Here is a 24,407-nt window from a genome sequence, read left to right as displayed (position 1 = left end):
ACTCGCCGCTGCAGGTCGTGGCAGTGCATATGCGGGGGCGCCGTGCCGCAGTCCAAGCTGCAGGTCTGGTGGGGCTTGCAGAACCACCGCAGGGTTCCGCTCTTCAGGCAGGAGCCGGAGCAGTGACGATGGGGCGCGTTTGCCGGCTCAACAAAGGTTCCTCTCGAATCGGGTGAGCCCGGCCTCGACTGTGCATGGATAGCCGATGCGCTCGCCATGACCGCGGCGAGGCCCAGTTGGGCAGCGCGTGCCGCGGCTGTACGCGCGACGGCGGACATCAGTGGCTCATCAGGCAACAGATAGGGGCATATGCCAGAAGGTCGCGAGTGACGCCGCCGAAGGCCCATTCGCGGAGCCGACCGTGGCCGTAGGCACCCGCGACGAGCAGGTCGGCGGCCTGCTCGGAAGCGGCGTCCACGAGGGCCTCGGAGGCTGCGGAGCCGCAAGCGTCCTTCCGGACGGACGTGGCGTAGACGTCGTGGACCTGCAGCAACCCGACGATGTCCTGCGGATCGGCCGCGCCGTCCCCGTCGTCGACGGAGATCACGACGACCTGGGACGCCCGCTTGAGGAAGGGCAGCGCGTCCCAGACCGCCCGGCGCGCCTCACGGGTGTCCTTCCAGCCCACTGCGACACGCTTGGCGTCGAGGTGGTCGACCTCGGGCGGCACCACCAGGACCGGCTGCCCGAGACGCATGACGAGGTCCCCCGGGTCGACCGAGAACAGCATGGTCCCGGGCTCGGTCTTGCGCCCGACCACGACAAGGTCGGCGGCGGCGGCCTGCGCGACGAGGAAGGGCAGCGGGAGCTCGATGTTGGAGCGCCACTCGACGCGGCTGCGATTGCCGGCCGCCTCCTCGAAGGCGGCGTGCGCCTGCCTGAGGTCATTCAGCACGGTCTCGTTCGAGGCGGTCAGCGCGTAGGCGCTCGCCGGCGTCGGTCCCACCGGCGGCACGGCGTAGGCCGGCGTTTCGGCCGCCACGCCGATCAGGCGGGCGCGGAACTCGTCGGCGAGGTGGCCGGCCAGGCGCACGCGGTCGCGCGCCTCCGTCGTCAGGTCCATCGCCACCATGATGCTGGCAAAGGTCATGGGAGGTCTCCGGCCGGCAGGCAAAGACGGGGTTGGGAATGCTTGATGGGTATGGTCCGGGACCACACCCATCCGGCGGGGCTCAGCCCAGCGTGAGGTGGTCCTCGACGGCGCGCACGCCCGGGGCCGACCACGCGGCATTCTCGGCGAGCTCGCGCTCGTACCAGGCGTTCACCTTGCCCTCCAGGACGACCTTGGCGTCCTTCACCGTCACCTTGATGGCGTCGGCCTCAAGCTCGGCGTTGCGCTTGAGCGCCGCCATGATCTTCGAGCGCACGTCGGGCACGCTCGCCTTCGGGGTCACCTCGATGGTGTTCATGATGCCGGCGACCCCTGCGAGGCGCCGGATCGCGCGGTAGGCCTCCTCCCGCTGGTACTGCCAGTCGACCTTGCCGGAGAGCGTCACCCAGCCGTTCTGGACCTTCACCTGCACGGCGCCCTTGGGCACGGTCACCGACCAGTCGAGCATCTGCACCGCGCGCTGGGCGATGTCCTCGTCGCGCGGCGGTGTCTCGCCGCCGAAGCGGACCTGGATCTCCTCCACCACCCCGCGCACGCCGCGCACCTTCTGGGCGGCCTTCTCGGCGGCGACGCGCTCGGTGTAGCTGCCGACGTGGCCGGTGAGCGTGACGATGCCGTTTTCCACGGCGACGCCGATGTGGGCGGCGTCGATGCTCGGGTCGAAGTCGAGCTCGTCGATGACGTTCTGGCGAATCAGCTTGTCGCCCATGGTCCGTCTCCTCGATGAGGCCCAGGTCGTACCTGGCCGGAGCCGACGCTAGGCGCGGCAGGCCGTCGGACATTGATCCAGCGCAAGCTCCTCTCCGGCCGCGATCCTACCCAGCATCGGGCAAGTCCGCGGGCAGCCCGGGACGGCGCAGGAGGCGGCCACGGCCGAGACCATGTCCCGGGCATCGAACAGCCGGTCGAACACGGGCACGTCCGCGAAGGCGCCCGGCACCCGGGCGTTGCCGGCGATCAGGGCGAAGGGGATGCCGCGCCGGCGCAGTGCGCAGGCGAGCGGAAAGCCAGGACCCCAGTTGAGGTCGACGCTCACCACCGCGAAGTCCGGGGGGCTTCGGTCTAGGCTCGCAGCGGCATCCTCGCAGGTGCCGTAGGGGCCGCTGACGGCGCAGCCGGCGCCAGTGAGCACGTCCTCCAGCCACATGCCCGGCAGCGCCTGAGGCTCGGCCACCAGGACGGTGGGTTGCCTCTCTCCGCCACATGCCTGCATCGCACGATTCCCGTTCCCGGTTGCGGTGCATGAAGAATGGACCGGGCGAGCCAAGCCGCCTTGCGCTGGATCAAGGGAGCGCGGCGGTGGCCAACATGGCGAGGACGGCGAGCAGCATGCAGGCCGTGGCGGTCCAGCCGAGCAGCCTGAGCGGACCGCGCACCGCGAAGGCGCCCATGATGTCGGCGCGCGCCGCCGCCAGCATCATTACGGCCATGACGGGGACCGCGATGACGCCGTTGACGACCGCACTCCAGTAGAGCGCGCGGATCGGGTCGACGGCACCCAGGCTGATGACCATGCCCACCAGCGTGGCGAGCGCCACCGTGCCGTAGAAGGCCCGCGCCTCCAGGAGGCGGCGGCCGAAGCCCACGGGCCAGCGCCGCGCCTCGCCGACCGCGTAGGCCGCCGAGCCCGCGAGCACCGGGACCGCCAGCAGCCCGGTCCCGACGATGCCGAGGGCGAAGACCGTGGCGGAGAAGGGGCCGGCCAGCGGGCGCAGCGCTTCCGCGGCCTGCGCCGAGGTCTGGATGTCGGTGATGCCGCGCGGGTGAAGAACCGCCGCGGTCGTGACCATGATGGCGAGCGCCACCAAGTTCGAGAAGGCCATGCCGACGAGGGTATCGACCTCGATGCGGTGGAGCGCGGCTCCGCCCTGCTCGGGCGCGTGCAGGAGGTCGCGCCGGCGTGGGTAGGCGTGCAGGTCCTCGGCCTCCTCGGCTGCCTGCCAGAAGAACAAGTAGGGGCTGATCGTGGTCCCGAAGAGGGCCACCAGCGTGGTCAGGCCGCCACCGCTGAGGTCGAGCTGCGGAACGGCCAGGGCCAGCCCGAGGTCCCACCAGGAGACGCGAGCGAAGATCACCACGCCCAGATAGGCGAACAGGCTCAGCGTCAGCCACTTCAGGACGGCGACGTAGCGGGTGTACTGCAGCACGAGCTGCATGAAGGCGCAGATGCCGGCGAACAGCACGACATAGAGCCAGCGCGGGCCCGGCAGCAGCAGGTTCAGGGCGTCCGCCATGGCGCCGAGGTCGGCCCCGAGGTTGAGGATGTTGGCCACCAGCAGGAGCAGGACGACGGACTGCAGCAGGCCATTCGGGTAGTGCTCGCGCAGTACGCCCGCGATGCCGTGGCCGGTGGTGCGCCCGATCCGGGCCGAGACCATCTGCACGGCCGCCATCAGCGGCAGGGTGTAGAGCATGGTCCAGCTGAGGCCGTAGCCGAGCTGGGCCCCGGCCTGGCCGTAGGTCGCGATGCCGCTGGGGTCATCGTCCGAGGCACCCGTGATCAAGCCGGGGCCGAGGACCCTCAGCAGGCGCGGCTTCGACGGCCCGACGGCGGGGCTCGGAACCTCCGGGTCGTCGGCCTTCTCGGCCGCGGGGAGGTGAGCGGTGCTCATGCGGCCGACTTCGACGGCGCAGCCTCCGCTCCGGGCCGGACCGTGCGCGCCACTCGCAGGGCGGCGGCGAGGTCGTCGCGGTCGGTGCCGTAGCGGTGGCACAGGTCTTCCAGCCACCGGGGCGGGGCGGCATCGATGTCCGGGATGTCGGAGAACGGGACGTGGTACATCCCGTCGAGGGCCTCGATCCCGTAGCCGGTGACCGCCCATTGCCGCCCCTGCCAGTGCACGGGTTCGGTGAGTTCGTGGCTCATCCCCACCTCCTCAGGCGGCGTGCTGGCTGAGTTCGACGACCTCGCAGGTGTCGGCCCGCAGTCGCCAATCGACGACGCCGTCGGCCTCGCAGAGCATCGCCTTGGCCGCGTAAGCGGCTGCGACGTCCGAGCGGGCGTGGACCACCGCCTGCCGCTGCAGGATGCGATGGTCGTGGCCGGTGTCGTCCAGGACGGTTTTATGGAAGGTGACGAGATACTCGTGCATGGTTCGCCTCCGCTTGCTGGTTGGGGCGAAACCTGGGGCCGGCCGGGGTGGCCGGCCTTGATCCAGCGCAAGGCCACCGGCGCTCAGGTGCCGGTCGCCGGCGGGAAGAGGCGCTCGCGGCCGGGCTCGCCGTCCGCCGGACGGTGGGCCTTCGCGGCGCGGTGGGCGCGTGCCTTGCCGTGCATCGGCCAGTAGCGCTCCATGGCGAGGTAGGTGAACGAGGCCGACCAGCCGATCAGGAGCAGGCCGTTTAGCGCCTCGACGCCGGTCAACAGCCGGGCATGGCCGACCGGCGCGTGGTCGCCGTAGCCGAGCGAGGAGTAGGCCACCACCGAGACGAAGAGGCAGTCCTCGAAGCTCTCGATGGGCACGCCCGAGAAGGCACCGAGCCCGAGCCGCAGGACGAGGAGCCAGTAGGCGGCGGCGTAGATCCAGACCGCCACCGTATGCCCGACGAAGGCGGCGAGCACCACGGCGACGATGCGCCAGCGCGGCGGCACGGGCAACTCGGCGAGGTGCTCCGAGGTGAGGCGGAGCGTCTCGTAAAGCACCAGGATGGTGACCGCGACGAGCACGACGCTGGCGGCCAGGACGACGAGCATGGTTCCGGTCCGAGGAAGGAGCCTGTGGTGAACCTGCCAAAGCGTCCGGGAGCCGCCTTGACCTGCCTCAAGGCCGCGGGATGCCCGCCCGTCACGCCGTGATCCAGATCAAGGCGGACCTCCATCCGATGCCGTCCCCTGCCGGCCGGCGACCCTGTCGCGCGCCCCGAGCCAGGAGGCGGTCATGGCGGACATCCACGTAGCCGAGGGTCTCTGGACCACAGGCATGCTGCCCGAGGGCGTACTGGAGCGCTGGCTTGTCGCGGACGGAACAACTGTGCGGGCCGGCGAGGCCGTGGCCGCCGTGCGCATCGGCGAGGCGTTGCACGACATCGTCTCCCCCGCCAGCGGCCGCCTGGAGGTGCTGGCGCCGGCGAGCGAGGTGGTCGACCCCGGCTGCATCATCGCCGAGGTCCACGCCTGAGTTCCCGCGGCGGGCAAGCGCCCGTCGGCGGCCGCGACGACAATGCCAATCGAACATGGTGGAGGCAGGTCATGTCCCAGGCACGTATGCGGGTCACGCCCTCTCCGGGCTGGGGCACGGACGAGATCCTCGTCGGCGCCCTCGAACACCTGGCCGGTACCGCGCTGGTGTTGGCCGCCTGGGTCCTGGTCTTCGCCGACCAAGGCCCGGCCGCCTTCTCGGCGCTGCTGCCGGGCTTGGTGATCCTCTCGCTCACGGGGATCAACCAATTTCGTTTCCGCCCGTCCTTCGAGCGCGCGGTCGCGCTCGCCGGGGCATGGACGGTCCTGGCGCCGTGGCTCCTCGGGTTCGCAGTTAACGACGCCGCGACCTGGGCGCACGTTACCGCGGGGGCCGTCGCCATAGGCGCCGCCCTGACCCGCCTCAGGATCGCGAGGGCTTCATGACCGCTCCCTCGCCACGGCGGTCCGGAACCCTCGCACTGGGCAGCCTGCTCGCTGCCTTCGTCGGCTCCCCGGTCATGGCCGGTGGGATCGAGGACCGCCGCGTTCGTGGCTGGACCATTGCCACGCAGCTCTGCAGCCAGTGCCACGTCATCGGCCGCGGGTCGCAGGCGGGCGAGTTTTCCGGCCCCGCCTTCCTGCGGGTCGCCAACATGCCTTCAACGACGGGGCCGGCCCTCGCGGTTTTCCTGCAGAGCCACCACGAACGGATGCCGAGCCTGCGCCCCGACCGCGATGAGATGGACGCGGTCATCGACTACATCCTCAGCCTGAAAGGGCCTTAGCCTCACGTCCGTGAGCCTGGGATATTTACGGAGCGGCCGTGATGAACGAGATGACGGTTCAGCCCACGGTCACGCTTCCGGCCCTGCAGGTATCCCTGGACGGCCTCGGGGCCGGGCAGGCCCTGCGCCTGACGAACGCGGATTGCGACCGCCTGTTCGGCGTCGACGACGCGCTCCTCGGCCGGGTACGGAACTTCGCGCTGGGCCACGGCTGCATCGTGGTCTGGGACGAGGAAGGTCTGACCTTCTGCCGGCAGCCTCATGCCACCTGCTGCAAGCCCCTCGGCTAGGCCACCGCGCCCATAGCGGAGACCCGTCGGCATGCTGCCCTATCCCGTGCTCCTGGCCGACATCGGCGGCACCTACGCCCGCTTCGCCATGCTCCCCGCGCCGGGAGCATGCCCCGGCCCGATCCGGAAGGTGCCGACAGCCGGCTTCCCCGGGCCCATCGCGGCCCTGCAAGCCTACCTCGACGGTCCGGGGACGCCGCGGCCGCGCTCCGCCTTCCTCGCCGTCGCGGGGCGCGTCGACGGGTACGCCACGCGCATGACCAACGCGCCCTGGCTGTTCGACCTCGGCGACATCGGCGTCGCCCTCGGGCTGGAGGCGGCGCGGCTGGTCAACGATTACGTGCCGCAGGCGGCCGCCTTGCACGTGCTCGACGAGGCGAACGCGGCCGACCTGGCGCGGATCGGGCCCGTCGCGGCCGGAAGGGGGCCCCGCCTCGTCCTCGGGGCAGGCACCGGCCTCGGCGCCGCGGCCCTGGTGCCGGCGGGCGACCGCCTCCTGGTCCAGACGACCGAGGCCGGCCATGTCGGCTTCGGCCCGTGCGAGCGCGACGAACTGCCGTGGCAGGCCCTGATGCCGGCGGAGGGGAGGCTTACCGCCGAAGCCCTGCTGTCCGGTCCCGGCCTCGCCAAGCTCGCGCGGGCGCTGGCGGCGGGGCGCGGCGTGGCCGCCTGGCAATCGCCGCCGAAGGTGCTCGAAGCGGCCAATGTCGGCGACCCGCTCGCGCGGGAGGCCGTCCGTCAGTTCGCGCGCCTGCTGGGCCGGTTCGCCGGCGACCTCGCCCTGATGTTCTCGGCGACGGGCGGGGTCTACCTGGCCGGCGGGATCGCGCCGCGTATCGTCGAGGCCCTGAAGGGGGAGGCGTTCCGGGACGCCTTCGAGGACAAGCCCCCGTTCAGCGAGGTGATGCAGGCCATCCCCCGCTTCGTGATCACGAGGCCCGAGCCGGCCATCGACGGCCTGGCGGCGCTCCTGCGCGCGGCGGACCGATTCCTGTTCCCCGGCCAGGACTGGCGGGCTTGAGGCAGATCAACGCCGACCGGCACGGGCGCTCGCATCCTGTTGTTGCCCGTTCCGGGTCGAGGGAGGCTCCCGTGTCAATTGCCAGCATCATGGTCGCGGTCGACGACGGGCGCCACGCCAGGACGCGGGTCCGTCTCGCCGCGGACCTGGCTCACCGCCTCGGCGCCCGCCTCGTCGGGGCCGCCGCCTGCATGCCCGACTACCCGCAGGGCTACGGCGAGACCGCCGTGCCCATGGGCATGGTCATCGAGGAGATCCGCCAAGCCGCCCTCGACAGGTGCGCAGCCGCCGAACAGGTCTTCCGCCATGGCTCCTGCCTGAACGACTGCGTCGAGTGGCGCTCCGACATCGCCGGTCCGGTCCCGTTCCTGGCAGGGCAGTCCCGGGCCGCGGACCTCGTCGTGGTCGGTCGCTACGCCGAGGACGAGGGCGTCAGGCCGGGCATGGCCGTCGACCTCGGCGACGCGCTCATGGGCCTGGGCCGCCCCGTCCTCGTGGTTTCGGCCGGCATCGAGCACCTGGAGGCTAGGCGCATCGTCGTCGGCTGGAAGAACACGCCGCAGACCCGCCGGGCGCTCTCGGACGCCTTGCCCCTGCTCAGGCGCGCGGAGGCGGTCCAGGTGCTTCGAATGACGGACGACGGGGACCGGGCGGAGGTGGACGACGTCGTCCGCTACCTCGCCCTGCACGACGTCAACGCCAGCGGGCATCTGGCGGCGCGCTCGGGCTGGAGCGTCGCCGAGGACCTGCAGAAGGCCGTCCGCGCGATCGACGGGGACCTTATCGTAACGGGCGGCTACGGCTACAGCCGCCTACGCGAGTGGTTCTTCGGCGGGGTCACGCGCGACCTGCTGAGCGAGACGACCGTCTGTTGCCTGATGTCCCACTGAGGAGGTCGCTACAGTCGTGACCACCCGGTCCTATAGGCGCGCGTCTGCTCTCGGTCGATGACCAGCCCTTCGAATGGCTGACGGCAAAGGTCAGCTCATGGCGCATTACTGACTGGTGCGTGTCGGGCGCACTCAGGCCGCCCGCCGCGGCGCCTCGGATTTCCGTTACAGATCCCCGAAGTAACGGGGGGGCTATCCGGCCAGGGTCGAGAAGGAGCCCGGACGCGTCCCGAGCATTCGACGCCCAGGGATCCAGTAACCCTCTCGCCAAGCGCAGCTGGACAGGGAGCCTGGACCCTGAATCTATAGGCCTCCTGAGAGAGGGAGGCGGACATGAGCCACGGGCATGCAGTGACGGGCGAGGTCGGTACCGGCCTGCTCAACGCCCTGCTCGCCGCCGACGGGGCCGCCAAGGCTGCCCTTGAGCGGGCCGCGTGGGACCGTGCCGAGGCCCGGTCGGAGGCAGCCGTCCACCGCCTCGGCCAGGCCCTCCTGGCCTCCCGCGCCCGTGAGGCCGAGCTCGCCCGCCAGCTCGCCGCCGCCCGCGCTGAGGTGGCCGGCCTGAGGATCCGGGCGTCCAAGGCGGAGGCCCGCCGGCCTGCCAGGCGCGCCTGAGAAATCGTCGGCGCCCCTCGCTTTTTCGCTTGCGGCTTTCCCGGTGCGCCTACGCGGGGCCGCAGAGAGACGCACATGGAACGCACGTCGGCCCCGCGCGGGCGCACGTCGGACAACCAAAAGGCCCGCCGGTCACCCCGGCGGGCCTCGTTGCTTTCGGGGGCTGGGGCGGCCTAGGCGACCCTGGCCTGCCTCGCCCTGACGCCCTCGACGTGCGCGAGCAGGTCGGCCATCGCGCGGTCCGCGGGCGTCCCCCGGTAGGGCCAGTGGAATGCGGGCGCGGACGCGTCCACATCGGCCGCCTGGGGATGTGTCACGGGCTCCGCGGACACGTCCGCGTCGTGGGAGCCAGGCAGCCCGGGGACGCGTCCGCGCCCGGCGGCGAGGGCCTCGGCCTGATGGGGGAGCGTCCGGGCGAGGACGGTCAGCTCGTCCGGCGAGAGGGAGTGCAGCCACGTCGCGACCGGCACCGGCAGGCCGGACAGGTCGACAGGGTCGCCGCCGGCGGTCAGGTGCCGGGCGTGCATGACGAGCGCGACGCCGACCGGGTGCGTCGCAGGGACGCCGGCGACAGTCGGCAGCCTCGGCGCGGGGACGGCCGCGGCAGCGTCGAGATATTCCTCGGCCGCGACGGCGGTGGGCAAGACGGGATCCGGCCGGACGCCCGCGACAGTCCGGAGGACCCAGCGGCCGCCCTCCCACACGAAGACCAGGGGCGCGAGGGCGACGGCGGCGAGGGCGGCGAACAGGCGGGCAAGGGAACGCATTGGAGATCTCCTGTCGGGGGCGACGCTTTGATGATCGCCTCGCCCCCGCAACCCACAATCACGCCGCCGCGGCCGCCGCGAGCAGGTCGGGCAGGTCGAGGCCGAACACCCTGAGCGCCAGCTCCGGGGGGAGCTGCTTGCGGTGCGTCCGGAGCGCCCGCAGCGCGTGCGAGGCGAGCACGGCATTCAGCGCCGGGAGGCCGGCGAGGATGTGCCCCCGGACCGTGCTGTTCCGGCCCCATCCGGACTTGTTGACGACCGAGGCCCGGTCCGCGTCGCGGGCGGTCAGGAGCCGGCAGCCCTCATGCGCCGCGGCCTGCACCTCCGGCAGGGCGGCCCGCTCGGCCTCGGGCTCGTACGGGATCTCCATCGCGCGCATCGCGCGGTCGATGTTGGCCTGCGCGCGCACGACGAGGTCGAGCAGGTGCTCGCTCTGGTAGCGCTCCAAGCCAGCCGGTCCCCTGGCGATGCGACGCTCCGCGAGCTCGACGTCGTCGCGCACGGCCCACGCCCACCCCTGCGTCCGCAGCGACTCGCGCGTGGCGGCGATGGCGCGCTCCGCGAGGGCGAGGTCCTCGGCCCTCCGGCGCTCCGCCGCGGCGGCCGCCTGGGCGCGCTCGCGAGCGACCCGCTCTCGGTGGGCGGCCAACCCCCGGGCGGCCGTGTTGAGGAGGACGGCCGCCTGCTCGCGGTCGTAGTCCGGCCCTTCCCAGAGGCAGGGCAGGCCGGACCTCATGCGATCGTGCGAGAACCCGATGGCCTTCAGGTGGCGCCCCTCGGGGCCGGCGAGCGCGTCGTCGTAGTCCTGCGACGGGGCCTCAGCCGTCCAGAGGCACTTCAGGACGCCCGACACGCGCAGCTCGCGCGGCGGCTGCCACTCCAGGCCCAGGCCCTCCGGCGGCCCCTGCCAGTCCCGCGTCGTCCTGTACAGCTCCGGCATCGCGTCCTCCCTGTGCTGTGCCGCGACTACGGCACATGACGAATGCTAGCACTCGCGGGGGCAGCCGCAAGATCTCGTTCAGTCCTGGTGTCAATTTTGGACCCCAACCGGATGCTCATTAAATGAGTAAATTCTGAGTGCTCCATGCTCATCCAGTCGTCCGCGTTAAGTTTGTGCCCTCAACTCCCCTTTCGTCATCTGACGAACGTGCTTGAATGCTTGGGCGCGGCGTCGCGCGTCGATTCGTGGAGGGGTCTATGCGGGTGTGGAGGGAGGTCGGCTCGGGCGTGACGGCGGCGCAAGTCCGCCGTGTCGTCGCGAGCACGGTGGGCGTCGGCGCCGTCGCGCGCCGGCTGGGCGTCGCGGAGTGCACGGCGCATCGCTGGGCCGGCCTGGCGGGCGTGAGCATCGTACCGCGGCCCCGAACGGAGCGCATGCCCGGGCGCCAGCTCGTGTCCGACGCCGCCGTGCGGGACGCCATGCTCGGCCCACTCTCGCTCCGCGCCGCCGTCGAGCGCGCGCCCTCCGCCGCCCGCTGGGCCCGGCGCCACGGCGTCGGACCCGGCTACCTCGCAGACGTGCTTTCGGGCCGCCGCCCGCCGGGCGCGAAGATCCTGTCGGCGCTCGGCATCGGCCGGGCCTACGTGAGGGGGCGCCCGTGACCGACCGCGACGCCGCCGTCCTGGCCGCCCTGCGCGCCGTCCCCGCGGGCGCGCTCCCGATGCACCTGGCGCCCGGCCTCGGGCTCGGGGTCAAGCAGGTCTCGACCGTCCTGCAGCGCCTGCGCATCGCCGGCCTCGTCCGGTTCGAGGCGCCCCGCTGGACCGCCATCGAGGAGCCCCGCCCGTGAGCCCTCCCCTGCTCGACGGCCTCGACGCTCTCGTCGGCGCCGCCCCGTGAGCGCCTCGTCGCCGCCCTGGCGGCCGCCCTGGCCGCCGCCGCCGGCGACCCCGCGCACCCCCTCGTCGCCCGCGTCCGCGCTGCCGGGCGAGGCGGCCGCCCCGGCGCCGCGCACCCCGATCCGCCGCGTCCCCGCACCCGCCCCGAGGTCCCATGACGACGCCCCCGCCGGACCCGCCGCGCCTGAGGCTCGTGCCGGGGCCGCCCCGGGATCCCCGCCGCCGGCGCGGCCGCGGCCCCGCCCGCCATCATCGATCCTCGGGCCGGCCTCGTGCGAGCGCCGGTGGCGGCCGGCGGACCGGCGTCCGTGGCCGGACGCGGAGCGCTGGCCGCGCTGAGGCGAACGTCGGCGGCCGCGGCGGACGGCCCGCCCGAGACGCCGGAGCGGACCGTCCCAGCGAGGCCGGGCGTCCCGCCGTCCCGCCCGCAGGCCCGTCGGCCGGTGCCGCAGCTCGCGCCGCCGCCCCCTCGCCGTCGCCCTGGCGGCCGCCGAGGCGCGCTGCCCGCCGTCCCGCCGCCGTCCCGGGCGAGATGACCGCCGAGGACATCGCGTGGCTGCACGCGCTCCCCGACTACGAGCCCCCGGCCGCCCCGGCGCCGGCGCGCCGCCCCACGGACGGCGCTTGGCTCCGCGACCTGCTCATGCAGGCGAGGTGAGCATGGCCGCCGTCACCGCCCCCGCCTTCACCCGGCCGATCCGCCGCCGCATCCGGTGGGGCTACGGCCGCACGGTCATCCGGCCGGGCCACAGCGACCTGGCCGGGCTGCGCCGGTTCCCGGTCGAGACGTGGCACCCGATGAACGTCATCCTCGCGCCGCTCCCGGACCCGTGGCGCGAGGACCTCTACCTCTCCTCGCCCCTCCGCGACGCCACGCCGGCATGGGCCGCGCGCGTCACGGACGACGAGACCGGCGACCTCGTCGGCCTGCTCGTCGAGACGCCGCCCGGCGCCTGGCCCGCCCACGCCTGGCACCGGGGCGAGCTCGCCGCCGACGGCCACGCCGCGGGAGCCGGGGGCGGCCGCTACGCCGCCGTCGACCGGGAAGCGCGCCTCATCGTCGGCGAGTGCGCGGTGAGCCTGGACTCGGCCCTCGACGCGCTGTGCCGGACCGTGCGCCGCCGGCGCGAGACCCCCGAGGACCTCGCCGCGCTGGAGGGACTGCAATGACGCCCGCCGACCTCGCCCCCGCCGGCCGCCTGCTCTCGGGCAGCGACGAAGAGTGGAAGCGCCCGCTCGCCCGGATGCTCGGCGCCATGCACCCCGACGGCCCCCGCGAGAGCCTGGATCCCCGCGGCGTCGACCGCTGGGCGTCGGGCGCCCGCGAGATCCCCGGATGGGTCGGGCCCGCCGTCGCGCGCCTGCTCACGGACCTAGCGGACAGCCTGGAATTCGAGGCGGCCGCCGCTCGCGCCGTGGCGGTTAGGGTTGCCGCGGGTTGAACGAGCCTCATCGCATTTGACGCGATTCCCGACGGGTCGATTCACGCGCGCCTGCTACGCCGTCCCCGTCGAGAGCGAGGAGGGCGGCATGCCTGAGGATTACACGGTCGAATGGCCGAAGGTGCCCGGGGCTAAGTATATGCACCTCGCCGACATCGGCTGGGGCTGGTGGCGGCCCATGCCGGTCGTGCTCGAAGAACACAGCGATCCTTGGGCGCACCGGCTCTACGCGCAGAGCCGACTGCCACAGGCAGTGCATCCCGAGCGCCGCCCACGGCAGGGCCTCCTCGTCCTCAACCCGGACCCGGCCCTCGACCAGAGGGAGCGTGAGCTCGCGCTCATCCTCCGCATGCCCCGAGACCCGCCGGGTGAAGAGCACCGGCTCCGATACCGTTGCCTGTACCTCGACGACCGCCATCCCGACCCGGGGATGCCGTGGGAGGACTGGCTCGTCGATAACCGGCGTTGGATCGCCATACGGTCGGACTGGCGGGTCGTTCGCGCGACGACGACCCGCGCCGAGGCCATCCGACATGCCCTCCAACCGCACCGGAAGTGGGTGTCATCGCCGGCCCCGGAGCGGGAGGCCGAGCCCGAGGGCGAGGACCTGGTCGAGCTCGGGATCGTCGCCGAGGCTCATCTCGGGCGGGGCTAGCCCCTGTTCCGCGCCCGGGCGACCTCCTCCGGCACGGTGTCGCTCAGGGCCATCGCATCCACGATGTTCGAGAGCGACACCGGCCGGTAGCTCCAGACGTCGACGCCTACGTCGCAGGACTGCGTCGTGCCCGGCAGCGTGCCGTGCACGTGCCCGTACAGGTGCAGGCTGCCCCGGAACGCCCGCGGCCAGCTACGCATGGGATAGTGGCACAGCACCAGGTGCCGCCCCTCGACCGAGATCTCGCGGATCCCGTCGTGCTGCTCCGCCCAGGGGAGCTTGCGCGACCGCTTGTCGTGGTTGCCAGCGACGAGGCACTTGCGCCCGTGCAGCCGGCGGAAGATGCGCTCGGCCGCCTCGGCCGGGCCCAAGGCGAAGTCGCCCACGTGGTAGACGGTGTCGGCGGGCCGGACGGTCGCGTTCCAGGCCTCGACCAGCGACGCGTCGTGCTCGGCGATGGACGAGAACGGGCGCCGGCAGGCCGGGATGACCCCGGCGTGCAGGAAATGCGTGTCGGCGGTGAACCAGGTGTCGGGCACGGAGGCCTCCAAAAATCGGAGGCCGGCGTCGCGCGCTCAGGGCCTCCGGGATGTCGGGACGGGCGGCGGGGCCCAGGGTTTTCGGGACATCGGGAAGGTCTCAGGCGGGGCAGGAATCGTGACGATCGCAGCTCGCGGCGTGGCGGTCCAGCGCGGGCTCGCGGCAGGGTGAACGAATGCCTGGCCGGGGCGGTCTGGTGGGACAAACCTAAGGCGGATCCGGGATTCTGCCTTAGGTTTGTACCGTGGGCTCCCTCCCCTTCTGCCTAGCGCGTGCAGCCAGGAACCCGGCCCGCACCTCGTCGAGGTCGAACTTCGCCTTGCCGGCGTGCTCCTCGACTAGGTCCCACCACGCCCTCATCGCGGGCCGCTTCAGGTCCATGCGGTCGTCGTCGACGTAGTGCCGCTCGGACACGTTGCCCGACGCGACGCCCTCGGCGTGGTCGATGATCATGTCCAGGACCGACGGCGCCAGGCCCAGGGCCCGGCGGCCATGCGAGCGCAGGGCGCGGCGCAGGTCGTGCGGGCTAGTGTCGACCGGGAGCGCCGCGAGCAGGTGCGTCAGCGCCGATTCGGACAGGTAGCCGACCGGCGCGCCGGCGCGGCGCGGCCGCATCCCCGGGAACAGCCACGGCCCCTCCCCGAACTGCCCCCGGACCGCCGCCCAGACCGGCGGCGGCAGCGGCACCGCGTGGTGCGCCTGCGCCCGGCCCGTCTCGCCCGTCTTGCGCCGCACGGGCGGCAGGCGCCACACGCCCCAGCCATCGCCGGCATCGGAGAACTCGTCGAGCCGGGCGGACACGATGGCGTGCCGGCGCTGGACCGTCGCGACCAGGAGCAGCACCGCGGCGGCCAGGCGAGGGTCGAGCAGGTCGGTGCGGGCGAGCGCCACGAGCAGCCCGACGCGCTCCATCGTCGGCCAGCGCACCTGCTGCCGCGGCGCCTCGCCCTCGCGCGCCTTCGGGCGCTTGGGCCGCTGCAGGTCGTCGAGGTGGCCCTTGGCGACGCCGCTGTCCCGCCTCGGCCCCGGCGTCGCAAGCCAGCCGTAGAAGTGGCGCAGCCGCACGAACAGGGCCTCGGCCTGGCGGTGGTGCGAGCGGTTCTTCGCGGCCAGCACCGTCGCCAGGTCGTCGGGCGTGACGGCCGCCACCGGCATGCCGGCGAACCGCTTGAGGACGGGGTGGCGCAGGTTCTTGCGCGCGTCTTCGTGGGCGGCCTTGCGCCACTCGGGCTCGTGGGCGGCGAGGTAGGCGGCGACGGCCTGATCGTACGTCCAGCCCCGGGGCCGCGGCGGGGGCGCGGGCGTCGGGTGGTGGTAGACGTTCTTCGGGAACACCTCCTCGATCCGCATGAGGCCGAGCTCGGCCAGGCGCCGGTTGAGCCAGAGCAGGGTCGGCCAGCCGTTGCCGGAGCGAAGCAGGTCCATGGCCTCCCCGGCGACCTGGCGGGCCTGGGCGACGGTCAGCCGCTCCACCGGCCCGAGGTCAAGGCGTACCGTCCTCTTGAGGCGCTCCGCCTTCCAGCCCCACGATATCGTCCGGGGCGAGACCCGCAGCAGCAGGCCCGGGGCGCGCAGGTCGCGGACGTCGACGGCCGGCACGCCGGGGCGCTGCTCCTCCCGGCACCGGGTGATGAATGTCCCCGTGATGTCGACCGGCCCGCGGGGCGGCCAGTCGATCCGGGCGCGGGCCGGTGCGGCCTTCTTCGCAGCGGGCTTGGCGCGGGCCATTTGGGCGGGATTCCTTGGGCGGCTTTGGGCGGGGCCGCGAAAATCACCCGGCCGGGGCCCGCCGTCGAGGGAAAACCGCCGCCGCTGGCTAAGTCCCTGTGGATGCTCGCGGAAGTTAACGCCCGTTAGCTACACGTTCCTGGCACCAGAAGCCGCCCAAAACCGGTCGGGAAGCTGACTCTTAATCAGCGGGTCCTAGGTTCGAACCCTAGTGCGCCCACCAATCATCCCAGAGATACAGAATCCATTTCGCCGTTCTTCTGATGAACGGCGTGAGGTTGCTCGCGAAATAGCCTTCGCCCCTGCGCGTGGCGGCGTATTCTTCCCGACTTTCGGACGACCCGACCGGTTTCCGGCGAACCATCGCAGGGCGGCGTCCGACGGCGCTCGACAAGCGCGCGGTGGCAGGCCAATGGACGGCGGCCAATATGGGGAGAGACAAGGTGGCGGGCGAGATACGATCCGGTTTGCCGATGCTCCGGCCGGACCCGGCCGGCGAAGTCGCGGCGCTGCGCGCCAAGCTTGCTCTCGCCCAGCAGCGCGAGGAGGCGGTGCGCATGGTGCTGCGTGCCCTCGTCGCCAGCCTGCGCCCCCTCGGGTTCAACCGGCGCAAGTTCCTGCGCTGCGTGCGCGAGGAGGGACAGGACACGCCGAACGAGGGGCCGGAGGCGATCCGGCACACGGTTCTGCTTCAGGAAGCGCGGCGCGTGATTCGCGAGGCGCCGTGACCGTCCCGCCGGTCGTGGCTTCTTCTCAGGAAGGCTGCCCTTCGCCGCGCCAGGGGCGGACCCTGCCGGCGGGACGGTTCAGGCTCGTCTGCGCGGCTCTGCTTCCCCTGGCCCTCACCTCGCCGGCTCAGGCGGCTCCCTTTGACGATCTGAAAGACGCCCTCGCCTCCTGCCTGCGCTTCGAGAGGGAGGGGGCAAGGCCGACGCGGGCCTCGCCGGCGCTCCTGCTCCGGCGTTGCGCACCGGAGGTGCAGCGCTTGGAGCGGGCGGATCCCCGTCGCCTGCGCGGCGACCGCGGGCTCAGCCCTTCGACCCGGAGCGTGATCGAGTCCGTTCTCGGACGCGGCGATCGCTCGGTTCGGGAGCGTCGTTGACAGCGCGCTCTTGAAGGCCTGGCCTCTGAATGCGCCCGGAGCGCCCGGACCGAACTATCGACCGTGCCTGGGGTTGTCGAAGTCCAAGACACAGGAGGACGACACGCCATGCGCATCACGATCCTGACGCTCGCTGCCGCATTCAGCCTCGGCCTCACGGGCAGCGCCCTCGCTCAGAGCACGACCGCCCCGGCGGGAACCGAGCACAACCTGAACAATCCCGGCAGCGTGAAGAGCAATTCCGAAAAGGGTCTTGAGCGGACGGGCGCTCCCCACGCCGGCGCTCCCGCCGGAAACCCGAGCCAGGATACGACCGGGTCCGTTGGCCACCCCAAGAGCAGCAACAGCAACGGCGCCACCTCCGCTCCGGCGGCTCGCTGATCCTGGCGGCGCGAGGGGGCTGAACCTCCGCTCCCCTCGCCTCACGCGGCAAAGCGGGGCGCTGGCGTATAGCGTCGATAATATTTGTCGTAGGTCGCAATCAAGGAATGAACAATCTCTGTATCCTGGAGTTGTTGACGGGAAACCTCTAGGGATGGAGAAGATATGCGTAACGGAACTCTTGCGCTTGCTGCTGCACTGACCTTGTCTCTTTCGGGAGCAGCCTTCGCGCAGACGGCCGCCGGGGGCGGCAGCGCCACCGGCAACATGAACAATCCCGGAAGTGTGAAGAGCAATTCCGAGAAGAGCATGGAACGCACGACCGGATCGGCGACCGGCGACGCCACGGGCTCGGTCGGCCGGGGCACCGGAACCGGTGTGAACCCCTCGGTGGGCGGTGCGGCCGGCGCCAATGCCGGCGGCAACATGGGCAATAGCGGGTCCGATGCCGGCGGTGGCGGCGCCGCGGGCCGCTGAATCATCCAAACTGTCGAAACGAGAGGGTCGGGCCATTGCCCGGCCCTTTTCGTTTGTCCCGCGGGGCTCGTCCCGCATCCGCCTGCGCCTTTCGGAGCCGCAGACCTGCAGAGACGGGAGGTGGTGTTCGAGATCCGCGTTCGGCTCTGCCTGGATCTCGACACGGTGCCGGTCGAGGACGCCTCGAAACCCTGGGACGAGGAGTGAGCCCCTACCGCACGGTGGCCCGCCTCGTCCTGCCGCCGGAGGACGGCCTCGCGGAAGCGAAGCGGACCTTCGCCGACGATGTGCTTTCGCTCCGGCCAGCCCACAGCCTCGCCGCACAGCGGCTCCCGGGTTCGCTGATGCGGGCGCGGCTGAAGACCTATCGGGCGCTCTCGCGGTTCCGGCATGCCGCGCAATCGGGTGGCCGAGGGCGAGCCCCCTTCCGTGAGCATGTGCCGGCCTGATCCGGGCCTCGGCTCGGCCCGCGATGGCGGCGATGTTCCTCGGCTGACGACCAAGCGCATCCCGCGTGACCCGGCGTGGAGCGACATGAAAAAAGAGGGGCCCTGGAGCCCCTCTTCGGTTTCGTTCGCTGTGTGTCGGCTTCAGTTGCCGCGGCCGCCCATGCTGCCGCCCTGCTTGCCGCTGCCGGCGGAGTTCGTGGAGCCGGTGGTGTCGCCGCGGCCCATCGTGCCGCCGCCGGCCTCACCGCCCATGCGACCGCTGCCGGACCGCTCGCCCGCGTTGCGCAGGCCCGCACCGCTCCCGTCGCGGGCACCGGTGTTGCGGATGTTGCCGCGATCCTCGCCGCCCTTCATGCCGGCATCGCGCACGCTGCCGCGTTCGGTCGACTCGCGGCTGCCGCGCTCGGTGGTCGTGTTCCGCTCAGCATGGGAGCGATCCTGGCGGAAGCCGCCCCGCTCGCTGACACGGGATTCGGAGCGGCTCGACACGCCGACGCCGGATCGCTCGTAACCCCCGCCGCGGCCCGATACGGTGGTGCGGCTCTCGACGGTGGTCAGGCGGCGATATTCCGGCGAGCCGTAGAGCACGCGCTGGCCGCGGATGGTGACGTAGCGCTCGCGGGAGCCGCCCGAACGCTCGGACACGACCAGCCGGCGGTATTCCGGCGAACCGTAGATCACCCGCTGGCCGCGGATGGTCACGTACCGCACCCGCGGGCCGTGCCGGTGCTCGACGATGAGGCGGCGATATTCCGGCGATCCATAGACCACCCGCTGACCGCCGATGAAGACGAAACGCCCTTCGCGGCGGAAACCACCCTCGACGCGGCTGGAGCGGTTGGTGCTGACGCTGCGGCGATCCTCGCTGAAGCGGTCCCGATGCTCGCCGCGGAACGAGTCGCGGCCTTCGCCACGACCGGTGCGGTCGGCCTGCCGATCCCTGTCGCCCATCCCGCCGTGGCGGCCCTCACGGTCCAGCCCGGCATTGCGACCCTCGTTGCCCCGGGCATCCCCGGCGGAGGAGCCGCGGCCCTCGCGGCCCATGCCCGCTTGCCGGTCGCCAGCCTCGCCGCCGGCCGCACGGCTGCCCGAACGCGACTCGGCGCCGAGGCCCTCTTGTCCGCCGGTCCTGCCGCCGGCTTCGCTGCCCCGCTGGGACGCGCCCGCCTCGGACGTCGCCCTGCCCGAGGCCCCCGCCGCGGCACCCGCACCGCCCTGCTGCTGCGCGTACACGGAGGTGCTCAGCAGAAGAGCCGCCAATCCGATCGCATACTTTTTCATGGACCCGTTCTCCGAGAAAGATTTCCAGGGTTCTGCGCCTTGGAACGCCGATCTCGGCAAAAGGGTTCGGCGGAATTTTTCGATTTTTAACGAATAACGCAACGGCAAAGCTTCGACGGAGCCTTGTCGTGCACGATTCAATGCTGTGCGAGATTGTGCTGCGCCGCGAAAACCTGTCGGCGCATGTCTCTCGGTGCATGCCTCTCGGTGCATGCCTTGGGATCGCGCCCGAGCGCGTCTCTGCAGGCCTTCCGTTCCGGCGAGCTCTCTGGTTGGCTTCGACGCGGCGCGTTAGGCGACCAGCCGTTCGTGCGAGACCACGGCGTCTCCGAACGCGACGACCAGGCTCTGCTCGATCTTGCCACGCATGCTTTCGAGGATGTGCATGGCTTCGGTGGACGACAGCGGCTTCTTGTAGGGGCGCCGCTCGATCAGGGCCGCGTAGATGTCGCAGATCGTCAGGAGGCGGATCGGATCGCTGATCGCGTTGCCGCTGAGGCTGTCGGGATAGCCCGACCCGTCGAGAAGCTCGTGGTGGTGGCGGGCGACGGCGAGGGTCACGGGATCGCAATCGCCGGAGGCCGCGAGGATGTCGTAGCCGAGGGGGGCATGGGTCTGCATCACGGCCCGTTCGTCGTCCTCGAGCTTGCCCGGTTTGTTGAGGATCTCGAGGGGGATCTTCGACTTGCCGACGTCGTGCACGAGGGCCGCCCGCGTCAGCAGCCGCTGGTCGGCTTTCGACAGGCCGAGATTGCATGCGAAGGTCGCGGTCAGGCCCGAGACGAGCAGGCAGTGCTGGAACGTGACGTCGTCATGCGCCCAGACGTCGTCGAGCCAGCGGGCCAGGCCGCCCTCCTTGATCGCGGTCAAGACGGGGTCGATGCCGCGCTCGACCGTCTCCATGGCGACGGCGCCGCGCTCCGCCCCCTTGAACAGCGCCGTCATCACCGACCCGGTGCGGGCGACCTCCCGGGTGACGATGATGTCGGCGATGGTCTTGCCGGGGCTGATCTGGTGGACCAGCGCGTTCACGACGGATTTGGGATCCGAATAGGCCGGCATGCAGGCCGTGGCGCCGAGGCTCTGAGCCTCGCGCAGGAGCGACTGGTCGTTGCCGCGGGTGAGGAAGATCACGGGCAGGGGGGGCTTGCCCCGGCGGCTCGCGGCGAGCGCGCGCAGGCAGCTCTTCGTCTGCGGGCGCGACAGTGTCACATCGGCGATGACGCCGGCGCAGTGCTCCTGGCTCCAGGAGACATCGAGCCCGACCACGCGACAATCGGCGACCATCTTCGCCACCTCGACAAGCTCATGGCTGCGGTCGAGCCTGTCTGTGAGAACGGTGACGGCGCGGTTGAGCATGGTCGGCGCAGGCCTCGTTCCCGCACAACTAGAATTTGCCGAACACACAGCTCCGCGCACGGCGGGACGGCACCTCCCCGATGTGCCACCGTACGCAAAACAGTTTCCAGCGCACGGACACCTTTAGGCCCCGCTCGTAAAAAGTTTGGAAAGACACGTGCTTAGATTCAGGATATTCGGAGCCTCTAAGTTGGTCTTTTTGCATTTGGATGGGACGCCGGCATTGCAACTTCGGCGAGAGCATCACATGCACGAACCGATAGACCAACCGATCTCTTGAACCGCACAATTTATCTCATATTGAGATCGTAGCGGAGAAAATACAACTTCAGCGGGAATTTGTGGTCGGATCAATCGCTGGTAGTTCGTTCGGTGGTAAACCGGCGGCTGTCTGGCCCGTTTGCGGTGCGTCGACGCCGCGGGCGCGGTTGGCGAGCGCCACCGTCAGCTTCTCCGCCGGTTCCGGCTGCATCACGGCCAGCACCTCGGCCATCTTGCGCGGGTTCATGGCGAGCACGATCGGCACTAGGACGTCGAGGCGGAGCCGGTCGAAGACGCGCGCCGCATCCTTCGGCTTCATCGTCTCGTACATCGTGACGATGCCCTTGAGGGCCACGCGCTCCGCTTCAAGTTTCTTCGTGCCTCCGACATCCATCTTGTCTTCGGATTGCTTGAGGTCGGCCACACCGGTCTCGAGCTTCTTCTCGGCCTCGTTGAGGAGCTGCTCGCGCAGGTCGAGACTGTCGGAGCGCTGCTTGAGCGCGTCGCGGCGGGCGCTGAGCTTCTCGAGGAGAACCTTCTCGCTGGGGGAGACTGGTTCGGGCACCTTCGGCTGGTAGACCGGCGGTTCCGCGGGCTTCTCCTCCGTCTTCTCCGGGGCGCTGCCATGCCCGACCGAGCCGGTGGTGGCGGGATCCGGCGGCTCGTAGCCGGTGCGGGGGCTGGCGAGCGCCCGGGCGAAGTCGGGCAGCGGCGCTCCGGGCGCCGGTGCGCTGGTCACCTGGAGAAGGGCGGCGAGCTTCAGCACGAGCAGCCCGCCGGCCGCCAGCGCCACGGCATCGATGAGGCGCAGCTGCAGGGGGCGCGCCGGAAGCTTGGCCAAGCGCACGAGGGGGCGGATCGGGCGGCGCGTCGGCGCGCTCATGCGGCCCTGGCCCGGAGCCGGTCGAGGGCGCGCTCGGACAGGGCCTGGGCGGCGGCGAGCGCCGCGCCGAGACGCTCGCCATTGCCGGCGGCCTCGGGCATCGGCTCGACTATGCGGGCCGGCGCCGCCTCGGCCGCGGAGGCTGCGCGGGCATTGGCGACGATCGCGCCGATGCGGGCCACGACCTGCTCCCCCGCCCGGACCTGGGCGGCGAGCTCCGCCGAGCCGCGCTCGGCGGCGGCAAGGCGCTCCGCGAGGGTGCGGTCGCAGTCGTCGAGGGTGGCGCGCAGGCCCGTGATCGCCCGCTCGGCGGTGGCCGAGGCGACCACGAGGTCGCCGATGGTCTGGCGCATGGCGGCCTCGTCCGCCTTCAGGGTGGTGATGCGCCGCGACAGCTTCAGCGAGGTGGCGATCGTCGCCACGAGAAGGATCGCCACGAGGATGTCGGCAGCGAGAGAGACGAAGAGCGTCACGGCCGCATCACCCGTCGTTGCGGTTGTTCATGGAGGCCTCGTAGGCCTGGAGCGTGGTGCGCGACTGACGCAGGGGCCGGGCGATCTGCACGGCGATGGCGTCGTCGATCCGGCCGATCCGCCCCTGGGTGAGCGCCCAGTCGCCGCAGCGCACGGCGATCAGGTCGGACGGCTTCTTGTCGAACATCAGCGTATCGCCGACCTTGAGGTTGAGCACGCGCTTCAGGGGCAGCGTCATCTCGTGGAGCACCGCCTCCATCTCGACATCCGCCTGCCAGAGCTCGGTGGCGAGGTGCCCCTCCCAGACCGGATCGCGCCCGAGCTTCTCGCCCATGAAGCTCTGCATGAGCAGATCGCGGATCGGCTCGATGGTCGCATAGGGGAAGAGGATCTGCAGGCCGCCGCCGCGGCCGTCCATGTCGAGCTTGAGGCTGATCAGGATCGCTGCGTTGGCCGGCCGGGTGATGGTGGCGAAGCGGGGGTTCGTCTCGATGCGGTCGATGCCGAAGCGCACCGGCGAGAGCGGCTGGAAGGACTGCTCCAGGTCGGTGAGGATGATCTCGATGAGGCGGCGCACCAGCGTCATCTCGATCGAGGTAAAGGGACGGCCGTCGAGGCGGGTCGAGGCGCCGCCGCGCTTGCCCCCGAGCAGCAGGTCGAGGGTCGAGTAGGCGAGCGTCTGCTCGACGGTGACGAGGCCGGAATTCTCCCAGGCATCCGCCTTGAACACCCCGAGCAGGGTGGGGAGCGGGATCGCGTTGAGGTAGTCGCCGAACCGGACCGAGGTGATGTTGTCGAGGGTCACCTCGACGTTGTCCTGGAAGAAGTTGCGCAGGGAGGTCGACAGCAACCGGATCATCCGGTCGAAGACGATCTCCAGCATCGGCAGGCGTTCGTGCTGGACGACGCCCGAATCGACGATGGCGCGCACGCCCCCCGCCCCGGAGGCGGAGAGCTCGCGCAGGGAGAAGCCCAGGACCGCATCGATTTCCTCCTGGTTGAGGATGCGGTCGTTGCCGGCGAGCTCGGGGAGGTTCTCCGTCTCCCCGTCCTCGATCATCGTCGCCCATTCGGCGGCGACATCGCCCGTGTTGTTGGTGGTGCCCTGCTCGGCGAGCGCGGCGCCCCATTCCTCGGCGAGCGAGGCATCGCCGCCCGCGCCCTGCTCCATCAGGGCGGCGGCCCAATCGTCCTCGTCCGCGCCGCCTGCGGCGCCGGACTGGAGATCGTCGTCGGGTCCGGCCATGGGTCGCTCCCGCCCCTACTGAACCGCGACGTCCTTGAAGAGCACCGCCTCGGCCTTGGCCGGGTGGATCGCGACGTTCACCCGCCGCAACAGCTCCTCGCGCAGGCGATAGAGGCCGGCCGACCCGGCGAGGTCGCTCGGACGCAATTCGCGCATGTAGGTCTGGAAGGCGTCCTCGACGCGCGGGAGCAGCGGCGACACCTCCTGCTCGACCTTGGCGTCCTTGAGTTCGAGGGCGACGCGGAGCTTGAGCAAGCCGCCTTTCTGCTGGCCCGGCTCGGGGCTCAGGTTCACGATCATGTCGCGGACGTCGAGGAAGACCGCCGGCTTCTTTTCCTCCACGGCGGCATGGGCGCCGTGCTCGCCGCCCTCCCCGCCGCCATGGCCCTTCATCATGAAGAAGCCGCCGCCTCCGAGGAGGAGCAGGCCGACCACCGCGCCGATGATGATGAGTTTCTTCTTGGACTTCGGGGCGTCCTCGCCGGCTTCGCCTTCGGCCTCCGGTGCCTTCTGCGGCTTCTTGGCCATGATCCGAGCGTCCCGGTCCTACGCGCACGTCCAGCGATGTCGGCCCCGCCGGCCCGAGCGGGCAAGGGGCGACCTTCGCCTTATCGGCCAACGTGGTTAACGTGTGATTAAGGCGGCAGATTCTGCCGGGTCGAACCTGCCGATGGACCATCGCGCCCGGCCCG

The 24,407-nt window shown here is 71.5% G+C and carries 33 protein-coding genes; 16 read left to right on the top strand and 17 right to left on the bottom strand.

The genetic code is table 11. The features are described 5' to 3' along the window. Window positions 1–277 precede the first annotated feature (277 nt). The 7 genes from MMB17_RS14235 to MMB17_RS14205 form a co-directional block, all read right to left on the bottom strand. Window positions 278–1,090 carry a universal stress protein gene (locus MMB17_RS14235; protein ID WP_017483107.1) on the bottom strand — a complete coding sequence of 271 codons (813 nt, stop codon included), beginning with the start codon at window positions 1,088–1,090 and terminating at the stop codon, window positions 278–280. Between the two features lie 82 nt (window positions 1,091–1,172). Beyond that, window positions 1,173–1,820 (bottom strand): BON domain-containing protein, encoded by a 648-nt coding sequence (locus tag MMB17_RS14230; protein ID WP_017483106.1) that lies wholly within the window; start codon window positions 1,818–1,820, stop codon window positions 1,173–1,175. A gap of 48 nt (window positions 1,821–1,868) precedes the next feature. Next, complete coding sequence (locus MMB17_RS14225) at window positions 1,869–2,324, bottom strand: response regulator (protein ID WP_026105328.1); 456 nt, start codon at window positions 2,322–2,324, stop codon at window positions 1,869–1,871. Window positions 2,325–2,394: 70 nt separating this feature from the next. Beyond that, window positions 2,395–3,723, bottom strand: coding sequence for an NRAMP family divalent metal transporter (locus MMB17_RS14220; protein WP_183666364.1), 1,329 nt, complete (start codon window positions 3,721–3,723; stop codon window positions 2,395–2,397). Then, window positions 3,720–3,977, bottom strand: coding sequence for a hypothetical protein (locus MMB17_RS14215; RefSeq protein WP_017483103.1), 258 nt, complete (start codon window positions 3,975–3,977; stop codon window positions 3,720–3,722). The genes MMB17_RS14220 and MMB17_RS14215 overlap by 4 nt, the downstream gene beginning before the upstream one ends. A gap of 10 nt (window positions 3,978–3,987) precedes the next feature. Next, window positions 3,988–4,203 carry a hypothetical protein gene (locus tag MMB17_RS14210; protein ID WP_017483102.1) on the bottom strand — a complete coding sequence of 72 codons (216 nt, stop codon included), beginning with the start codon at window positions 4,201–4,203 and terminating at the stop codon, window positions 3,988–3,990. A gap of 83 nt (window positions 4,204–4,286) precedes the next feature. Continuing rightward, window positions 4,287–4,805: an ion channel gene (locus MMB17_RS14205; RefSeq protein ID WP_017483101.1), complete on the bottom strand. Its 519-nt coding sequence runs from the start codon at window positions 4,803–4,805 to the stop codon at window positions 4,287–4,289. Between the two features lie 184 nt (window positions 4,806–4,989). On the opposite strand from MMB17_RS14205, the gene MMB17_RS14200 reads away from it, so the two are divergent. The 7 genes from MMB17_RS14200 to MMB17_RS14170 all read left to right on the top strand — a co-directional run bounded on the left by MMB17_RS14200 (window position 4,990) and on the right by MMB17_RS14170 (window position 8,832). Then, window positions 4,990–5,229, top strand: a complete 240-nt coding sequence (locus MMB17_RS14200) for a biotin/lipoyl-containing protein (protein ID WP_017483100.1) — start codon at window positions 4,990–4,992, stop codon at window positions 5,227–5,229. Between the two features lie 71 nt (window positions 5,230–5,300). Next, window positions 5,301–5,675, top strand: coding sequence for an SPW repeat protein (locus MMB17_RS14195; RefSeq protein ID WP_017483099.1), 375 nt, complete (start codon window positions 5,301–5,303; stop codon window positions 5,673–5,675). Further along, on the top strand, window positions 5,672–6,016 hold the full coding sequence (locus tag MMB17_RS14190) for a c-type cytochrome (protein ID WP_017483098.1): 345 nt from the start codon (window positions 5,672–5,674) through the stop codon (window positions 6,014–6,016). The genes MMB17_RS14195 and MMB17_RS14190 overlap by 4 nt, the downstream gene beginning before the upstream one ends. A gap of 41 nt (window positions 6,017–6,057) precedes the next feature. Then, window positions 6,058–6,306 (top strand): hypothetical protein, encoded by a 249-nt coding sequence (locus tag MMB17_RS14185; RefSeq protein WP_017483097.1) that lies wholly within the window; start codon window positions 6,058–6,060, stop codon window positions 6,304–6,306. A 31-nt stretch (window positions 6,307–6,337) separates the two neighbouring features. Then, a complete protein-coding gene (locus MMB17_RS14180) occupies window positions 6,338–7,327 on the top strand; it encodes a glucokinase (protein ID WP_017483096.1) in 990 nt (329 codons plus the stop codon). Window positions 7,328–7,398: 71 nt separating this feature from the next. After that, window positions 7,399–8,217: a universal stress protein gene (locus tag MMB17_RS14175; protein ID WP_026105327.1), complete on the top strand. Its 819-nt coding sequence runs from the start codon at window positions 7,399–7,401 to the stop codon at window positions 8,215–8,217. A 333-nt stretch (window positions 8,218–8,550) separates the two neighbouring features. Beyond that, window positions 8,551–8,832, top strand: coding sequence for a hypothetical protein (locus MMB17_RS14170; protein ID WP_017483094.1), 282 nt, complete (start codon window positions 8,551–8,553; stop codon window positions 8,830–8,832). Between the two features lie 173 nt (window positions 8,833–9,005). Here the strand turns inward: MMB17_RS14170 and MMB17_RS14165 are convergent, their stop codons facing one another. Next, window positions 9,006–9,599: a hypothetical protein gene (locus MMB17_RS14165; protein WP_017483093.1), complete on the bottom strand. Its 594-nt coding sequence runs from the start codon at window positions 9,597–9,599 to the stop codon at window positions 9,006–9,008. Between the two features lie 58 nt (window positions 9,600–9,657). Beyond that, window positions 9,658–10,539: a hypothetical protein gene (locus MMB17_RS14160; protein ID WP_017483092.1), complete on the bottom strand. Its 882-nt coding sequence runs from the start codon at window positions 10,537–10,539 to the stop codon at window positions 9,658–9,660. A 257-nt stretch (window positions 10,540–10,796) separates the two neighbouring features. Between MMB17_RS14160 and MMB17_RS14155 the strand changes: the two genes are divergently transcribed. The 5 genes from MMB17_RS14155 to MMB17_RS14135 all read left to right on the top strand — a co-directional run bounded on the left by MMB17_RS14155 (window position 10,797) and on the right by MMB17_RS14135 (window position 13,535). Next, entirely contained in the window at window positions 10,797–11,201 is a 405-nt protein-coding gene (locus tag MMB17_RS14155; RefSeq protein WP_017483091.1) for a hypothetical protein, read from the top strand. Next, the gene (locus tag MMB17_RS14150) at window positions 11,198–11,389 is read left to right on the top strand and encodes a hypothetical protein (RefSeq protein ID WP_017483090.1); all 192 of its coding nucleotides are present in this window, start codon (window positions 11,198–11,200) and stop codon (window positions 11,387–11,389) included. Before MMB17_RS14155 ends, MMB17_RS14150 begins: the two co-directional genes overlap by 4 nt. A gap of 709 nt (window positions 11,390–12,098) precedes the next feature. Continuing rightward, a complete protein-coding gene (locus MMB17_RS14145) occupies window positions 12,099–12,608 on the top strand; it encodes a hypothetical protein (RefSeq protein ID WP_017483087.1) in 510 nt (169 codons plus the stop codon). Beyond that, window positions 12,605–12,880 carry a hypothetical protein gene (locus MMB17_RS14140; protein WP_017483086.1) on the top strand — a complete coding sequence of 92 codons (276 nt, stop codon included), beginning with the start codon at window positions 12,605–12,607 and terminating at the stop codon, window positions 12,878–12,880. The genes MMB17_RS14145 and MMB17_RS14140 overlap by 4 nt, the downstream gene beginning before the upstream one ends. An 88-nt stretch (window positions 12,881–12,968) precedes the next feature. Continuing rightward, complete coding sequence (locus MMB17_RS14135; RefSeq protein ID WP_157228086.1) at window positions 12,969–13,535, top strand: hypothetical protein; 567 nt, start codon at window positions 12,969–12,971, stop codon at window positions 13,533–13,535. On the opposite strand, the gene MMB17_RS14130 is transcribed toward MMB17_RS14135, so the two are convergent. Continuing rightward, a complete protein-coding gene (locus tag MMB17_RS14130) occupies window positions 13,532–14,074 on the bottom strand; it encodes a metallophosphoesterase family protein (RefSeq protein ID WP_238254715.1) in 543 nt (180 codons plus the stop codon). The two genes, MMB17_RS14135 and MMB17_RS14130, sit on opposite strands and share 4 nt — an antisense overlap. A 232-nt stretch (window positions 14,075–14,306) precedes the next feature. Then, window positions 14,307–15,803 (bottom strand): tyrosine-type recombinase/integrase, encoded by a 1,497-nt coding sequence (locus MMB17_RS14125; RefSeq protein WP_017483083.1) that lies wholly within the window; start codon window positions 15,801–15,803, stop codon window positions 14,307–14,309. Window positions 15,804–16,276: 473 nt separating this feature from the next. Between MMB17_RS14125 and MMB17_RS14120 the strand changes: the two genes are divergently transcribed. The 4 genes from MMB17_RS14120 (at window position 16,277) to MMB17_RS14105 (ending at window position 18,212) form a co-directional block, all read left to right on the top strand. Next, window positions 16,277–16,531, top strand: coding sequence for a hypothetical protein (locus tag MMB17_RS14120; RefSeq protein WP_241099224.1), 255 nt, complete (start codon window positions 16,277–16,279; stop codon window positions 16,529–16,531). Window positions 16,532–17,013: 482 nt separating this feature from the next. Next, a complete protein-coding gene (locus MMB17_RS14115) occupies window positions 17,014–17,286 on the top strand; it encodes a hypothetical protein (RefSeq protein ID WP_241099222.1) in 273 nt (90 codons plus the stop codon). Window positions 17,287–17,595: 309 nt separating this feature from the next. Next, a complete protein-coding gene (locus MMB17_RS14110; protein ID WP_241099220.1) occupies window positions 17,596–17,763 on the top strand; it encodes a hypothetical protein in 168 nt (55 codons plus the stop codon). A 203-nt stretch (window positions 17,764–17,966) separates the two neighbouring features. Continuing rightward, on the top strand, window positions 17,967–18,212 hold the full coding sequence (locus MMB17_RS14105; RefSeq protein WP_241099218.1) for a catalase family protein: 246 nt from the start codon (window positions 17,967–17,969) through the stop codon (window positions 18,210–18,212). Between the two features lie 141 nt (window positions 18,213–18,353). Here the strand turns inward: MMB17_RS14105 and MMB17_RS14100 are convergent, their stop codons facing one another. The 6 genes from MMB17_RS14100 to fliL form a co-directional block, all read right to left on the bottom strand. Beyond that, on the bottom strand, window positions 18,354–19,493 hold the full coding sequence (locus tag MMB17_RS14100; RefSeq protein ID WP_241099217.1) for a hypothetical protein: 1,140 nt from the start codon (window positions 19,491–19,493) through the stop codon (window positions 18,354–18,356). A 291-nt stretch (window positions 19,494–19,784) separates the two neighbouring features. Beyond that, window positions 19,785–20,852 carry an HD-GYP domain-containing protein gene (locus MMB17_RS14095; RefSeq protein ID WP_241099215.1) on the bottom strand — a complete coding sequence of 356 codons (1,068 nt, stop codon included), beginning with the start codon at window positions 20,850–20,852 and terminating at the stop codon, window positions 19,785–19,787. 328 nt (window positions 20,853–21,180) lie between these two features. Continuing rightward, on the bottom strand, window positions 21,181–21,996 hold the full coding sequence (locus MMB17_RS14090) for a MotE family protein (RefSeq protein WP_241099213.1): 816 nt from the start codon (window positions 21,994–21,996) through the stop codon (window positions 21,181–21,183). Then, the gene (locus MMB17_RS14085; protein WP_241099211.1) at window positions 21,993–22,469 is read right to left on the bottom strand and encodes a DUF6468 domain-containing protein; all 477 of its coding nucleotides are present in this window, start codon (window positions 22,467–22,469) and stop codon (window positions 21,993–21,995) included. Before MMB17_RS14085 ends, MMB17_RS14090 begins: the two co-directional genes overlap by 4 nt. Window positions 22,470–22,476: 7 nt before the next feature. Then, a complete protein-coding gene (gene fliM / locus MMB17_RS14080) occupies window positions 22,477–23,715 on the bottom strand; it encodes a flagellar motor switch protein FliM (RefSeq protein ID WP_241099209.1) in 1,239 nt (412 codons plus the stop codon). A gap of 15 nt (window positions 23,716–23,730) precedes the next feature. Next, window positions 23,731–24,243 carry a flagellar basal body-associated protein FliL gene (fliL, locus tag MMB17_RS14075; protein ID WP_241099207.1) on the bottom strand — a complete coding sequence of 171 codons (513 nt, stop codon included), beginning with the start codon at window positions 24,241–24,243 and terminating at the stop codon, window positions 23,731–23,733. Window positions 24,244–24,407: the final 164 nt, after the last annotated feature.

The organism is Methylobacterium organophilum, assembly GCF_022533465.1.
In the GTDB taxonomy this organism is placed as follows: Bacteria; Pseudomonadota; Alphaproteobacteria; order Rhizobiales; family Beijerinckiaceae; genus Methylobacterium; species Methylobacterium organophilum.
Note: the sequence above shows the minus strand (reverse complement) of the source record. Positions and strands in the feature narration are given on the sequence as shown.